We start from the raw sequence: 14,559 nt of genomic DNA, 5'->3' as shown, positions 1-14,559 counted from the left end.
ATGGAGGTTGGCACATATGTGGAGTATTCAATTTGAACAACCGTTTGTAATAAGTCAGGAAGCAACGGATGAACAAATCGCGAATTTTTTGAAAACATGGAACATAAAGCTATCCGAGCAAGAGATTCACGAAATCAAGCAAAGACAAGTGAACCCTTTTCCAAAGTCGTCTCCATTCCATGATCAATATAAACCTTTAGATCCTGTGGGCTGGCTTCTGCCCCAAGGGCAATTTCCTGACAGCTATATGGATTTTTTGAGATACTCTAACGGCGGGGAGTTTCAAAATGGAGAACGGTATTTTCAGTTTTTCAATACCGAAGATTTGAGAGAAATGAACCTTGCCTACGAGTTACCGGAATATATGCCGGGTGCTGTGTCGTTTGCGATGGATGGGTGCGGAAACCACTATATGTTTGATATGAGAGAGGAAAAAAGAAACAATGAGTATCCCGTTCTTTTTGCTCATTCTGGTAGTTTGGGATATGACGAATGTGAACAGGTTGCCCATTCATTTATAGAGCTGTGTACGGAAAAATGGGCATTGTATTGATGTATTGAACCCGCAATAATGAACCCTTCGCCGGTTCCATTTTGCGGGTTATGTAAGTTTTCAAACTAAGCCTGTCATGCTACTCATGTGCATTCATCATTTCAATTAACACTCGATATACAATCGGTAAGGTAGTAAAACCGTCACTTTGTAAAAAGTGTCCTCCATGGTCTACTTCATGGAAATCGGCTTGGATGTCTTCAGCTAGTTTCTTACTGAGTGAAAAGGGCACAATTGTGTCATCCTTTGAAGCGATAACTGAACGCGCTTTTAGCGAATCCATGATTTGCTGATAATCCAAATGGCCATTTGTAAATTCATCTAATGACGGTAGACTCGGCACTGGATCAGTAAAACCGGAAACGAAAACGAGACCACCAAGTGGTTCTGGGATACTTACTTGCTGTAGGTATCTTAATATGGATACACATCCCAAGCTATGACCAATAAAATAGGTGTCTTTATGTAGAACTTTAATATTTTGTAATAGATGCTCGATCCACTCATTAAGTTTGGGGGATTGCGAGTTGGGCATCTCCAGTATACCTACCGATACTCCATCTTCCTGTAATTTGTCTTGTAACCAAGGGAACCAATGATCGGCTGGCGAAGCTGTGTATCCGTGGATTATATATACTTGTTTTTTATTTTGTATGTTTGTCACAATACTTTCTCTCCCATCATTCAGCGTTCGTTGTTTATATGTGCCCCACTTCGTGTAAGGACTCCTCTTCTAGTTTAACAAATTCTTTAAGCCCATGAATATCTAAAATTTTGAGTTACATAGCAAGTCCAAATATGAAGTTGCCTACTATAATATTCTTATTTTTGCAGTACCGTTATTTTACTTATAAATTTAAGCGCTTTCTACCGATATATAGATATATATATCATCACGTTCTGTGATCTGCAGCGTGAACTATTATCCATAGACGATCTGGAGGGGTTTGGATGAGTAACAAGCTATCAGACAGGACTAAAAAAGGAAAAGGTTTTAGAGATTTAAAGGTTACGACAACGATGATCTCCATGATTGTAATCAGCTTAGTGGGTTTACTCATTGTATCGTTGGTAGGGGTTATCGGTATGTATCAAGCTAAAGAGGGTCAAGGTATTTTGTATGTGGATCGCTTTCAACACCAAACGAATATTCTTGAAGTCAAAAGTGATTTCTATAATATGCGGGCTAATTATACAAAAATACTTGACAATAAGGAGTACACAGATAAACAGTATAAGCAAGTGCAGAAAGGAAAAGATAGCGTTACAACCGGACTAAATGAATTCTCACAAAGGAATTTGGATGCTAAGGAACAGAAATTGTACGAGGAACTACGGGGGGGTATAGACACATATTATCAGGATATTGAGCAAATCATGGCAGTCAAAAAAAATAGCGGAACGTATGACACGGAAGAGAGAGGCCGGATTAATAAATCCAGTACGGCAATTGTTACGATGTTGACTACGATTTCAGATTATAACAATGAGCAATCCGCCAACTTATATCAAAATACGCAAAATGAGATTAAAATGCGTACAATTGTTTTGATCACGGTTCTGGCACTCGTGCTGGCTATTCTTATCACCATCTCCTTTGCGGCCATTCGAAATATCCGTTTTCGGATGAGTACAATTACGAAATACTGTGAGGAGATTACCCAAGGGAATTTAACGGCAGCACTTGATCCTGCCTTGCTCAAAGGAAATAATGAGATCGCTGTCATTGCTCGTGCCATTCAACAAATGACAGATTCAACCTCAATGGTCATAACGGGGGTTATCAATGAGTCACGCCAAATTAACCAACTGAGTGACCAGACGAATCATAATATGACAGATCTCAATGAGCGGATTAGAGATGTATCTGCCACGGCCGAACAGCTGTCAGCAGCTATGGAAGAGACTTCGGCATACACCGAAAATATGAACCATTCTGCGGAAGAAATGCAGCGGGCAGCAGAGTACATTTCGGTCAAAACTCAAGAAAGAGCTCAGTCTGCCAATGATACAAGTGTAAAAGCCGAAACATTGAAGCATGCGGCTAGTGAATCCAATAAAGCGGCCAAGGAAATTTACCGGAAGGCCAATGAAAAGATGAAGGAAGCGCTAGAACGAGCCAAGGGCGTAGACCAAATTCGTTTACTTTCTCAGTCCATCTTAGAAATTACGGCACAAACCAATTTGCTGGCTCTAAATGCATCCATTGAAGCGGCTCGTGCGGGTGAGTCAGGTCGAGGGTTTGCGGTTGTGGCTAACGAGATTCGCAAGTTGGCAGACGGCTCCAAACACGCAGTAGACCAAATTCAGAGTGTTACTCAAGAAGTTGTGCAATCTGTTGAGAATTTAACTACTAATGCGGAAGAATTACTGCACTTCCTGCAAGCCCAGGTAGGCAAGGATTATCAGCTGCTTGAGGATACAGCAGGACAATATTACAATGATGCCGTGGAGCATACGAACACGGTCAATGATTTGAACGCCACCTCTAAGCAGGTGAATGAAACGATCCAAACCATGGTGAGAGCAATCCATGAGATTGCAACAGCCAGCGAACAGTCTGCTATATCCACTCAGCACATTGCAGAGAATATGGTTTCATCGACGGAGAAATCTCTTGAAGTGGCACACCAGTCTGATCAGGTGAAGGAAAGTGCTGCGCGACTGAATGAACTGGTCGAAGGCTTTAAAATTTAACGAGGCCTATCGTAAAGACTAGGGAGAACATTCCATCGAAGAAAAACAGTTGGGGAGCCGAACAATAGGCTCCCTTTTTGAGTTTACTCTTCTAAGGTTGCTTTTGGACTACAGTCAAGAGCTCGTATCTCGTAGCTCTTCCTGTTCAGCCGTTTGCATCAGCTTGTAAATCTGTCGTGTTGTGTTCACATTCCGCACCGTCATTTGCTGATACAGCTTGGTGCCGACTAATTTCGTTAACCCGCTTTTTGTGACTTGTTCTTTGCTGACAGAAAACAGAACGGCCCCGTTCGTATATATTACATGGCCTATTCCCGGTTTCAAAGGTAGCTTGTCCAGAACGGAAATATCGTTAATTTCATCCCACAGGAACAATACATCACTTTTCATCTGTGTATCATTAGACCATTCATTCGGCAGTGCCTCTATAATGGTCTGAATCTCCTTCATGTTACGAACGATGACACGAATGGGTAAGCTAAAATCCTCCAGAATCGCCTGTTCCAATATGAGCGATAATTCCTCGTTGGACTGACCTTGACTAGAAAAAATAATGTTTCCAGAATTAATGTAAGTCGTCACATGCCCCATACCTGCATGTTTAAACGTTTGCTTGAGCTTCTTCATCTCGATCTTGTTATTGCCGCCAACATTGATGCCCCGCAGTAATGCGATATAGATCATAAAAAGTCCCACCTCTCTTTAACAAAAAGGATTTTTAGGAAAGGGATAGGTATTCCAATAAAAACGTAGTTTGATTTTCGCTCAACAGCGGATGCAGCAATGGTTTTACGTGCTCGATATATTCTGTTTTGGTTTCGTATGTGTCCTCATCTTTCACTTCTCCCTTAAAGGTACAGGCACCTTCAATCAGGATGGAAAGAGCCGTAAAGAAGTTAGCTAAAGAGTCAGCCACCTGCTGCGGCGCACCGCCTTCGAATGCAGCATATACAGGGGAATCGGGTCCGCTAGTATCGACAATGACTGTATCGTCATTAAAAGTGGCAATCACGACATGATGGGGCGGCCACGAAGAAGATTCTTGGACAAGCTCACCAGATGTAATCCAGCGATAGCCTAGTTGTTGGCGATACAGATGTTCTGGTGCAGCAAAAAAGAGGACAGCAGCATCCCCAATTTCAACTGCCGCATTTTTTAATTTGTGTGTTCCCGCTGCCTTAGCATCGATCATTTCATAGTGGCTATACAGGTACTCAAGCTCAGGGGATACGGGAATCCGTCTGTCCCAGCAATCTGTTAGGTTCTCCGTCCGGGGCTGGATGTCGTGGTTTTGGAACAGCCCGTAGGCTTCATTATACAAGTTTTGTTGTTGTACAAAACGGGACAAAGCTTCACTTAGTTGTTTCAAGGATTTCCATTCCTTTCTAATTGTAGGCTATGACCTCCGACAATAACGTTTCATTTCTAGCATAAAGATATCATAATACAGACATGGAGAACATATGTTTCTGTAAATGTGCCACCTTGCCAGTCTATCCAGATTAATTTTACAATATAGGAGTTCGAACATGTTTTGTGCTTAGTTTAATATGCTCAGGCTTACTTGTAAGGAGGATAAGCATGTCATTTTCTAAAATATACGATTACAAATTAAGAGCTTATTTTAATGAGCGTATTTCTGATTTAAGTCATGAATATCTATTTTATTCTTATCCCGATCAAGAGCAAAATTTAAGAATATTAACCCTGAATATAAACGAGCAGGATTATGTTTCTCTAGTGCGATGGCATGATCTGTTTGACAGGTCGCTATTTACAAAAATGGATCATGTCATTCGAAGCGAACTGGATGCTGAACGCCTGATTCGATTGCTTTCACTCATTTTTAATGTTTTTGATATACATAAAGATGTTGCTTATAGGAGGAAAAACTTATGTTGTTTTTATTATCAATATCAAGTTTCACATCTAGCAGAGAGAGGCAATGAATTCACGTTTGCTCAGGACAGACTATTTTTCCTTCAACATCTCTTATTTGAATTGGGTTTAGGTGACGACATTTATGATCGTCTAACGATTGAAAATAATAGGATCATGTACAGAATGGAAGACGCACAACATTATGATCTGCACATTCTTATTAACATTTTGCATGAGCATATTCACAAAAGTAAGATGGATATGGATACACAAGCAGCGCTGGAAAAAATAAAATTTTTACAAGGCCAATGGGTTAACTTCATACTGGGTAGCCATGATGTATATGATTTTCCATTCGATGATTTCAACAAGCCGTTTGTAGAAGCAACGATGTTTATACAAGCCTATAACTCTAATAAAAATAGGGTATTAGAGGTGCTGATCGACTGTACCAATGAGCATCAATCTCCAACAGAGCAGTTCATCTCCAACTTGATCTTGATGAATTACTCCTATTTTGTTCTCAAAAGTAATCCTAGCGAAATTACATATCTTAAGTTATTTTGCAAGAAAAAACCGGGAGTTTTTATGAAAATATTAACTGCATTGCTTGATATCAGATTTTTTGTTGATAAATCCAGCTTCACAAATGCGGGTATAAATTATTATTTATCCAGAATAAAAGGGGTTTAATGATGCCATTCCATCACGTTTCTTTACCTGATTTACCACCGTCTATCGGACGCCTTACAGCCATTCATCCACTACAGGGCGACTCTCAGGAAAGCATAACCCTGCTGGCACTAAACACACAAGCAGAACTGTGGAGACTAGAACTTCGCTCTGGCAGCGCAGAATTGTGCACACGTATTTGTATTCCTGATTTTAATCCCATGCAACCTGTCCAAATGGTTACCAGTTCTGATGGCAGCTATGTAGCTATCTCCAATCGTTTTGGACGGCATGCGGCAGTGTATGATTTAGTCCATGCTCAAGAAAAAATGCAATTATCTCGGGACGAATATCACTACGATAAAAGTATGTTTCCACTGGCATTTGTACACCAAGATGGTGCATGCATTCTTGTTCATGGGACGGAATGGAACCGGCTTGATCTGACGGATGTAGAAACAGGCATGCTTTTGACAGCAAGACCTACCCCTATTTATAACAGCGAAAGCAAAAATGAGCACTATCTAGATTATTTTCATGGGAGGTTGCTGATTTCACCAGGGGGAAAGTGGATTGCGGATACGGGATGGGTATGGGCTCCATTAGGAGTGGTCCGAACTTGGTCGTTATCGGATTGGCTGCTGAATCCATGGGAATCGGAGAATGGTCCGTCAATTCGCCATCTTTGGCAAACCATAGATTGGGACGGGCCAGTATGCTGGACAGGACCCGATACATTGGCGGTTTGGGGACAGATGGATGCTGATTTAGTGGAGGAGGAAGATTGGGGAGAGGAAGGAGTTGAACCGGCTGTTGTCCTATTCGATATGACCCAGCCCGGGTACCGACGTGTGCTTCCAGCGATCCCCTCCCTAAATTGTAAGCCTGTTGAAGACGGGGCTTTTCCTTTCCCCCAAGCGGATATGGCCATTTGCGGTGACCGATTATTCTTATGGGGAAAAGGAGTCCCGCTTCAGGTATGGCGGCTATCAAGCGGTGTTCGGGAATATGTAGATACGGAGCGGTTTCCACTCGTTTACCATCAAGAGGCAGGAATTTTCATTGAATTGAAACCGGATAGCCGTTGTAAAGCCTTAAGCTACGAATAAATGGCAGTGTCGGGCTTCCTTCCTGGCGAGATGGGAAAATATGCGTTAGTTATTACATTTGAAAAGGGGCGTAAAACCAAAATGGCACTTATCAAGGATCGTTTTTTGGGATGTCTGGTTGGGCTGGCTGTGGGCGATGCTTTGGGAACCACTGTGGAATTCAGCAGTCCAGGTACATTTGAACCTGTAACGGATATCGTGGGCGGCGGTGTATTTGGGTTAAAGCCGGGCCAGTGGACAGACGATACGTCGATGGCGCTCTGCTTGGCCGAGAGTATGGTACGTAAAGATGGCTTTGATCCGGCAGATCAAATGCGCCGATACACCAATTGGTACCACTTGGGATATATGAGTAGTACGGGAACGTGCTTTGATATCGGTGGTGCAACGAGAGCAGCACTGCATCGCTTCGAAGCTACCGGAGATCCGTACAGTGGGTCCGTTGACCCCATGACTGCCGGCAATGGCTCTATTATGAGGCTTGCACCTGTGGCTATGGCCTATGCGAACCGTCCGGAAGAGGCGGTGAAGTACGCTGAGATGAGCTCGCGAACCACCCATGGAGCAGTCGAAAGTGTGGAGGCTTGTGCTGTGCTTGCTTCAATCCTTGTGGCAGGTCTGCGAGGAGCGGACAAAGAATCCATGTTATCGGCGGACGTCTGTTATAAGTGGCGGCAGGACGAGCCCGCTTATTCGGCAGCCATTGAAGAAATAATTCGGGGATCTTACCGGCATAAGGAGCCGCCCGAAATACAAGGAACCGGGTATGTCATTCGTTCCCTTGAGGCTGCGTTGTGGGCATTCCACCATTCAAATTCATTTGAAGAGGGGGCACTGCTGGCAGTGAATCTGGGGGATGATGCCGATACGACCGGGGCGGTGTACGGGCAAATTGCAGGAGCTTATTACGGAATAAGTGGTATCCCGAGTCGTTGGCGCGAGAAGCTGGCGATGAAGGAGACGATAAATGAACTGACTGAGGCTTTATGGCAGAAGGTTGAGAAGGAACAAACACTCTAAGGGGAACATCTATAAAGATCAAGCTGGGCTGCTTTTCTTATGGAGCAGAGCCAGCTTTTTTTTTCACTATATTTCATGACGATTCACCTCTTGAGATTACTTTTTATATCGCCTCGACCCCATTAAATTTCGTAACCTCACAGATTATTTTCCGTATAAAGATAAAAACATGATCCGAATTCGTTCCCTCAGGGAGAAATGCAACCATGTTTAACAAAATGAGAAGTAGAGGTAATGCATCATATGAATGAAAAATTACAAGCCAATACAGGATATCAGCTGGCTGAGCGGAAGGCGATTCAGTATTTTGCATTACTGTATGATCAGGTCATAGACAAATCTTATGTGACTACCCTGACAGAAGATATTCAAAAGTGGAAAAAAAATCATCTTCAACATTCCTCATGGTTATCCTTTTTTTCGCGGAGAAAAAGAAAACCTGATACTCGGGACTATAATAGATACATTCAATGGCTGAATTATACAGGCAAATTGGATGATTATCTGGACCGAAGTGTCTCCTATATTTATATGAGGGACCTAGGCAAAGCTCTGGATTCTCCTGACACACATACCCGGATTCAGCGTGTCATTGCAGACGTAAAAAAACACTTGATCCAATCCACCCGCGCAAACAGGGGAGACCAACCGGAATTTATGAATTTGGCCGGGGTGTATCGGTGGGCCCAGAGGGAAGGTATAGAGACCGCGATAATTTGGATGATCAACAAACTTAGGTCCGTATCCTCCCATATTCCCAAGGAGATGGATGCCGAGCAAGCCCAGCGCAAACTGATTAAGATCATTGTCGGGGTTATTCTGCATGTGATGGAAGAAATGGACGATACAGTGTCGCCTATGGAGCGTGCTCGCAGACTTGATGAAGCCATCAGGCTTGGGTACTCCTATGGTCTAACCTATCCTTTCATCGATGATCTTCTCGATTCCCAGGTTCTGAACGTTCAAGAGAAAGAACAATATTCCCGTATGATACGTGCCGCGCTTCTCAGTAGATCTGTGCCTGAGTTGGGCAATTGGACTGGAAATCATATGAAGTTGATTCAATACATACATTCGGAGCTCTCGGATGCATTTGAGTATATTAAGGAACATCAGCGACCGGACACACAGCAAACATTTTTCGAGCAGGCCTATGTCTTTTTTCATTCTCAAGATATTGACCGTGTTAAGGATCTAACGCGAGCTACTTATACCAATGAAGAGCTTTATATACCCGTTATTTTGAAGTCCTCTTCGTCCCGCTTGATTGTCCGTTCCGTGATTAGTGCTCCTGCGGATGAGGGCTTTGAGCAACGAACATTCTTTTATGGTATCTATAACCAGCTTGCTGATGATTTTGCGGATATGGTTGACGATATGAGAGACGGTGCGGTAACACCTTATACCTACTATTTAAAATATCATCATCAGAGACCGGATTTGATCAATCCCTTTGAATTATACTGGGCGGTTATTTCCTATTTGATCCATAACGTATATGACTCCGATGCCATGGCTCGTGAGGTGATACTGGATCGTGCAATGAATGGACTCAAACGTTATAAAGAACGTGTAGGTATAGAAAAGTATAATGAAATGATGGAGATCTTTGCATCCGGAAATCCAGAATTTAATAATCTCATTCAGAAAATGGTGCAAAAAGCGGATGATGTAGATTTCTTAGATAAGCTGCTTCGGGACCAAATGATTACCCATCTGAAAAACGATGCAAGGGAAAAAGAAGACTTTTTTAATACGGTCAAAATGGTTCGTGAGCAGATTAACAACCAATTGAAAATTACCAAGCCTCAAGGGATTCCGGCCATGAAAGAACAGCTTATTGAGGCTGCAAATTATAGTCTTGAAGGGGACGGGAAGCGGATACGGCCTATATTGACTTGGGTCATGGGCGTGAACGAATATGGATTAGATGCATCGGCAATCGTACCGCTTCTGAGATCACTGGAGTATATGCATACCGCATCCCTGATCTTTGATGATCTTCCTTCCCAGGATAATGCGTCTACCCGTAGAGGGCGTCAGACCTTGCATCAGGTGCACAATAGCGCTACCGCGGAACTAACCGGTCTGTATCTGATCCAGAAGGCGATTGGGGAACAATCGTCACTTGACCAGTTCAATGCTGAAACGGTGCTTGCCTTGATACAATACTCGGCCCAGAAAGCAGAAGATATGTGTATGGGGCAGGCGATGGATCTGGATTCCAAAGGAAAGCCACTGACCTTGGAGCAGCTGAATATGGTGTGCTTTTACAAAACCGGAGTGGCGTTTGAGGCTTGTCTGGTTATGCCAGCCATGCTTGCACAGGTCAAGGAGTCGGAAATTGCTGCTTTGAAGAAATTTGCCTATCATATGGGGATTGCTTTTCAGATTAAAGATGATTTGCTTGATGTGGAAGGAGATATGCTCTTACTCGGAAAACCTGTTGGCCAAGATTCTGATAATAACAATTCGAATTTCGTGTCCATCCTCGGTCTTGAAGGTGCCAGTAAAGAGATGTGGGAACACTATTGCCTCGCGATGGAAGCATTGGAAGAGATCCCACGTAATATTGCTTTTCTGAAGCACTTAATACATTATGTCGTGAACCGGGACCGTTAAAAAACGAGTGTGCCCCATTATAAATATGTCTGAGCACACAACACAGATATGTGAATATCTGGTGACTTCAGCACCCCATTTTGCCCATTATGGTGCATTCTCCCTTATAATAATACAAAACAGACGAGGAGATGAACTCTAGATGAAAAAAGGAATCTTAGTCGCTTCAGGGTTGGTTGTTGCCGCATTGGGGACGTACCTAATTGCAGGGAATATTCAGAGAGAAGGGACGGACAATCCGGGGAAGACAAATATCAAGCAATTGGTGCATGATATCAGTGCAGGCAAGGCAACAGCCCAGTCCGCTTCCATTAATTCCAGTCAGTTGATTGTCACAGGGGACGATACTCAGACCGTGAATTATGATTTGCCTGACAACGAGTTTTTTGTTTCGATAGCACCATATGTGGAGCAGACCCACCCTTGTGCAACTCATAGTCTAACCGGCTGCCAAGGCGAAATAAAAAATGGAAAGTTTAATGTGACCGTTCACGACTCCGAGGGGAATGTCATTATGGAGAATGCTGCCATGAAATCACAACCCAATGGTTTTATTGATTTATGGCTACCAAGGGATAAAACATACCGCATTAGCGTGAATCATGAAGGTAAAACGGCTGAAACGGAATTCTCTACATATGAAAAAGACGATACATGTATTACAACAATGCAGTTGGGTTAACGACAGAGAATAAAGGATTACGCTTACTGATCGCTGGAACGCTCTAAGTCCGCATAACCCTGCGTTCTTATATATAGCTTTTAGTAAAGAGCCTACGTCTGACGGAGGCTCTTTGTGCTGCCCTAATCTTTTGCTGGAGTTAACGAACAGGTTAGGAGGGAATCTATGAGGAATCAGATAGCAAAACTTTAAATTGTGTATACTAAAAACCTATTAAAATAGCTGCAAACTTCCGACATATTATCTAAGAGCTTTTCGCTCAATATTCCTCGGGGAGATGGCAGCATGTCACAAAATATTAAGAAGCGCGTATTCAGATCATCCAGCATCGCCAACACATTGGCCATGGTCTTGTTAGTCATTATCGTTGTCGTCTTTGCAACCTTGGGGACGTTCATGTTTGCAAGCACGCAAAGCATACTGGTCAAGCAGCAAGAGGCCATGCTCCAGACCAAGACGCAGGCCGTTGTCACTCAATTCGATGCGTTGTTTAAGGAAAAGGGATCACTTGTCAAACAAATGTCAACGAACAATCTTTTTAAACAATATTTAGAAACCACCCCATCGGCAGAAATGGTGAAAACTTCTCCTTATGCTGCGGAAACAGTAGCGACTCTGGCAGCCATAGTAAAGGCAGAGCCATCTTTTGCCGACGCCTGGATTGCAGGAATATCTGGTAAAGGCTTCTTTCTTCAGAATGATGGTGTTGCTTCTAAACCGGATTTTGATATCCATACACGCCCATACTTCAAGCCAGCTGTTGAAGCAGACGGTTTATACTACTCAGAACCCTATAAGGACGTCAATTCGGGTAATGTGCTCATGGGCATTTTCTATCCGATTAAAGATAGCAGTAACCAATTAATCGGATTTGCTGCTGTCGATATTGCTTTCAAAGACATCCCTGCCGTTATGCAAAGCTATTCGCTTGGAAGCACAGGTTATTCGATTCTTGCATCCAAAACAGGTGATATTTTGTATCACCCCGATCAAAATAAAGTGCTGAAAGAAAAGATTAACGAAAGCACAGGTGATCTTGGGGAGATCGGAAAGAAAATGATTGCCGGCGAGTCTGGAGTACAGCTAATTAATGATAATGGGGAACTTCGTTATATCGGGTATGCAACCAGTAAAGATACGGGGTGGTCTGTAGGCTTAACCATTTCTGAAGATGAGGTGCTCTCAGAATTAAAAGCGTTTACCTGGATTACCATTGGCGGTTTTGCGGCAGCCACCATTCTGCTCGTTGTGATTTGTTATATAACGCTCCGTTATCTGTTGAGATCAATCCCGAAATTGCTTGCAAAAATCAAGCTAATTGAAAATGGAGATTTGACCGTTCAGTTTGATACGCAATCCAACAATGAAATCGGGCAAATTTCTCAAGGGATTTACAATATGGTTCAAAAAATTCAAGGCATGCTCCAAATGGTGGGTGGCTCAGCTCAAGTCTTGAATCAGTCTTCAAATGATTTGCAATCCATTTCTTCCAGAACCGCGATCACGATGAACGATACGGCGACAGCGATTAATGAGATTGCCAATGCAACGAACTACCAATCCATCGAAACGGATAACATTTTACAAAAAACCGGAGCATTATCCGGCCAAATTGACGAAATTGCCAATGATGCCAAAGCCATCGAAACGATGGTGCAGATCTCTGCTGAGCAAAGTGGACAGGGGCTTGCTGTAGTAGATCAGTTATCCAGATGGGCAGAAGAAAATCACAATTCCACACAAGCGATGTCGTCGATTATTCAGGATATTGATCTGAGCCGTCATGAGATTTCCAGCATCGTGGATACGGTCAACCAAATTGCAACGCAGACCAACCTGCTGGCGCTCAATGCTTCCATTGAAGCTGCACGTGCAGGAGAACAGGGCAAAGGGTTTGCTGTGGTTGCCGGGGAGGTTCGCAAGCTGGCTGAGCAGACGGCGCTGGCGACACAGGAAATCTACAAGAAGGTACGTGTAATTGAAGAAAAAACCAGCGTATCAGTTGAGCATACGGTTCACGGTCTGAAAATTGCAGAAGAAAATGCCAGATCGGTAGAGGACACGAAGCAAGTATTCTTTAGCATTAACAAGGATTTGGAAGATTTGAAATTGCGAATGATCCAGATCAGCACCAACACCTCCAAAGTCCACAAGCACAAAGATGAGATTTTGCAGGCGTTGGAGATCATCTCTTCCACCACCGAAGAGAATTCCGCTTCAACCGAAGAGGTCAGCGCCAGCACGCAGGAACAATTGGAGAGCTTCGAACAAGTTGCTGAACTATCCAAACAATTAAATCAATTGTCCAATAAGCTTCAAGACGAATTAAAACAGTTTAAGGTTGAGTAACAAACCTAGGCATGCTTTTGACTAAATATACAGCAAAGCCCGCGATCAGCGCGGGCTTTTTAGCTTCAACAGTTGTTGAGGGGTAGAGGGCATGGTAGTTAGTGCGGGATAGAGATAGACCATACGTATAAATTGAAATATTAGCGGGAGGAAGATATGAATTGCTTTGAAAAAAATATGGTGTCCGTCTGGTACGGTCACTTTGCCTCTGAAGATGAGTTGTTTGAATATGTTGAAATCAAATACCCGGAAGATGAGAATGAGAATATTTTTAGCGGTTTTTTAAATGATCATAAAATAGATGATTTTGACGAAGATTTTGCTGAAGGAGTCTTTCTGGTTGATGGGTCAGATGATGGTATAAAAGATGTTTCCTATATTGATTCTTTTTTATCTCCACTATTACATGATTTGAGTAAAATAGATGGTAAATATAATTCGTTGTTCTTTATATATGATTGTAATACAAGCGGTTTATCTGAAAAAAATGGCGATAAAATGCGCTTTTTAACGGCTTATCCTTATACAAGAGATTAGCGTTACACTATTCCACTGTTTTCGGAGCCTTATTTTAAGTAATTATGATAATGAAAATTGAACTTAAAGGATCAATAATTTGATCCGAAAGAATCAGGGGCTTAAGGTAAATTTCCATCTTAAGTCCCTTTTTTTGTACAAAATAGATTTCCAATTTTTAGAATGGATGGTATACTAAGGAGACAAGTGAGATGAAGATACACCTACTTTATCGGGATAAAAAAACGATCAGCATACGGTTGGAGCGATACAGAGTAAAGGAGCGAGAAGGGATTCGACATACGGGGCAGGAAATGGGTTCCAGACGAAAAAATCTGGGCGATTCCGTATATATCTCGGCTGTAGAAAGCCTGTTGGATGTGTATCGGAGTTGTAAGTTCGAGTACGACGAGCTCTTGAATAAAGAACTGCCGTACATCCGGGAATAGCTAGGTCGG

At 42.7% G+C, this 14,559-nt stretch carries 13 protein-coding genes; 10 read left to right on the top strand and 3 right to left on the bottom strand.

The window, feature by feature from the left end; all coding sequences use genetic code 11:
• Positions 1 to 16: 16 nt before the first annotated feature.
• Positions 17 to 553, top strand: a complete 537-nt coding sequence (locus tag ACYCSE_RS01340) for an SMI1/KNR4 family protein (RefSeq protein ID WP_459700970.1) — start codon at positions 17 to 19, stop codon at positions 551 to 553.
• 79 nt (positions 554 to 632) lie between these two features.
• Here ACYCSE_RS01340 and ACYCSE_RS01335 read toward each other — a convergent pair whose 3' ends face one another.
• Entirely contained in the window at positions 633 to 1,217 is a 585-nt protein-coding gene (locus ACYCSE_RS01335; protein ID WP_459700968.1) for an RBBP9/YdeN family alpha/beta hydrolase, read from the bottom strand.
• A 287-nt stretch (positions 1,218 to 1,504) separates the two neighbouring features.
• On the opposite strand from ACYCSE_RS01335, the gene ACYCSE_RS01330 reads away from it, so the two are divergent.
• Entirely contained in the window at positions 1,505 to 3,250 is a 1,746-nt protein-coding gene (locus ACYCSE_RS01330; protein ID WP_459700966.1) for a methyl-accepting chemotaxis protein, read from the top strand.
• Between the two features lie 114 nt (positions 3,251 to 3,364).
• Here ACYCSE_RS01330 and ACYCSE_RS01325 read toward each other — a convergent pair whose 3' ends face one another.
• Together ACYCSE_RS01325 and ACYCSE_RS01320 are read right to left on the bottom strand one after the other, a co-directional pair.
• Positions 3,365 to 3,934, bottom strand: a complete 570-nt coding sequence (locus ACYCSE_RS01325) for a DUF1697 domain-containing protein (RefSeq protein WP_459700964.1) — start codon at positions 3,932 to 3,934, stop codon at positions 3,365 to 3,367.
• A 34-nt stretch (positions 3,935 to 3,968) separates the two neighbouring features.
• The gene (locus tag ACYCSE_RS01320) at positions 3,969 to 4,619 is read right to left on the bottom strand and encodes a hypothetical protein (protein ID WP_459700962.1); all 651 of its coding nucleotides are present in this window, start codon (positions 4,617 to 4,619) and stop codon (positions 3,969 to 3,971) included.
• Between the two features lie 212 nt (positions 4,620 to 4,831).
• On the opposite strand from ACYCSE_RS01320, the gene ACYCSE_RS01315 reads away from it, so the two are divergent.
• The 8 genes from ACYCSE_RS01315 (at position 4,832) to ACYCSE_RS01280 (ending at position 14,550) form a co-directional block, all read left to right on the top strand.
• A complete protein-coding gene (locus tag ACYCSE_RS01315) occupies positions 4,832 to 5,824 on the top strand; it encodes a hypothetical protein (RefSeq protein WP_459700960.1) in 993 nt (330 codons plus the stop codon).
• The gene (locus ACYCSE_RS01310; protein WP_459700958.1) at positions 5,824 to 6,912 is read left to right on the top strand and encodes a hypothetical protein; all 1,089 of its coding nucleotides are present in this window, start codon (positions 5,824 to 5,826) and stop codon (positions 6,910 to 6,912) included. The genes ACYCSE_RS01315 and ACYCSE_RS01310 overlap by 1 nt, the downstream gene beginning before the upstream one ends.
• Before the next feature lie 81 nt (positions 6,913 to 6,993).
• A complete protein-coding gene (locus ACYCSE_RS01305; RefSeq protein WP_061829733.1) occupies positions 6,994 to 7,932 on the top strand; it encodes an ADP-ribosylglycohydrolase family protein in 939 nt (312 codons plus the stop codon).
• 234 nt (positions 7,933 to 8,166) lie between these two features.
• Positions 8,167 to 10,554, top strand: coding sequence for a polyprenyl synthetase family protein (locus ACYCSE_RS01300; protein ID WP_459700955.1), 2,388 nt, complete (start codon positions 8,167 to 8,169; stop codon positions 10,552 to 10,554).
• A gap of 142 nt (positions 10,555 to 10,696) precedes the next feature.
• The gene (locus tag ACYCSE_RS01295; protein WP_459700953.1) at positions 10,697 to 11,236 is read left to right on the top strand and encodes a CueP family metal-binding protein; all 540 of its coding nucleotides are present in this window, start codon (positions 10,697 to 10,699) and stop codon (positions 11,234 to 11,236) included.
• A 285-nt stretch (positions 11,237 to 11,521) separates the two neighbouring features.
• Positions 11,522 to 13,585 (top strand): methyl-accepting chemotaxis protein, encoded by a 2,064-nt coding sequence (locus ACYCSE_RS01290; RefSeq protein WP_459700951.1) that lies wholly within the window; start codon positions 11,522 to 11,524, stop codon positions 13,583 to 13,585.
• 156 nt (positions 13,586 to 13,741) lie between these two features.
• Positions 13,742 to 14,122, top strand: coding sequence for an immunity 22 family protein (locus tag ACYCSE_RS01285; protein WP_322174580.1), 381 nt, complete (start codon positions 13,742 to 13,744; stop codon positions 14,120 to 14,122).
• 191 nt (positions 14,123 to 14,313) lie between these two features.
• Positions 14,314 to 14,550 carry a hypothetical protein gene (locus tag ACYCSE_RS01280; protein WP_322174582.1) on the top strand — a complete coding sequence of 79 codons (237 nt, stop codon included), beginning with the start codon at positions 14,314 to 14,316 and terminating at the stop codon, positions 14,548 to 14,550.
• The last annotated feature ends 9 nt before the right edge of the window (positions 14,551 to 14,559 follow it).

This window comes from Paenibacillus sp. SEL1 (assembly GCF_054602535.1).
This window is presented reverse-complemented; position numbering and strand designations above follow the sequence as displayed.

Bases quoted from the DNA above. Each gene is read 5' to 3' on its own strand.
- ACYCSE_RS01340 (WP_459700970.1), top strand. From the start codon at position 17: ATGTGGAGTATTCAATTTGAACAACCGTTTGTAATAAGTCAGGAAGCA.
- ACYCSE_RS01330 (WP_459700966.1), top strand. From the start codon at position 1,505: ATGAGTAACAAGCTATCAGACAGGACTAAAAAAGGAAAAGGTTTTAGA.
- ACYCSE_RS01325 (WP_459700964.1), bottom strand. From the start codon at position 3,934: ATGATCTATATCGCATTACTGCGGGGCATCAATGTTGGCGGCAATAAC.
- ACYCSE_RS01315 (WP_459700960.1), top strand. From the start codon at position 4,832: ATGTCATTTTCTAAAATATACGATTACAAATTAAGAGCTTATTTTAAT.
- ACYCSE_RS01310 (WP_459700958.1), top strand. From the start codon at position 5,824: ATGATGCCATTCCATCACGTTTCTTTACCTGATTTACCACCGTCTATC.
- ACYCSE_RS01305 (WP_061829733.1), top strand. From the start codon at position 6,994: ATGGCACTTATCAAGGATCGTTTTTTGGGATGTCTGGTTGGGCTGGCT.
- ACYCSE_RS01300 (WP_459700955.1), top strand. From the start codon at position 8,167: ATGCATCATATGAATGAAAAATTACAAGCCAATACAGGATATCAGCTG.
- ACYCSE_RS01295 (WP_459700953.1), top strand. From the start codon at position 10,697: ATGAAAAAAGGAATCTTAGTCGCTTCAGGGTTGGTTGTTGCCGCATTG.
- ACYCSE_RS01290 (WP_459700951.1), top strand. From the start codon at position 11,522: ATGTCACAAAATATTAAGAAGCGCGTATTCAGATCATCCAGCATCGCC.
- ACYCSE_RS01285 (WP_322174580.1), top strand. From the start codon at position 13,742: ATGAATTGCTTTGAAAAAAATATGGTGTCCGTCTGGTACGGTCACTTT.
- ACYCSE_RS01280 (WP_322174582.1), top strand. From the start codon at position 14,314: ATGAAGATACACCTACTTTATCGGGATAAAAAAACGATCAGCATACGG.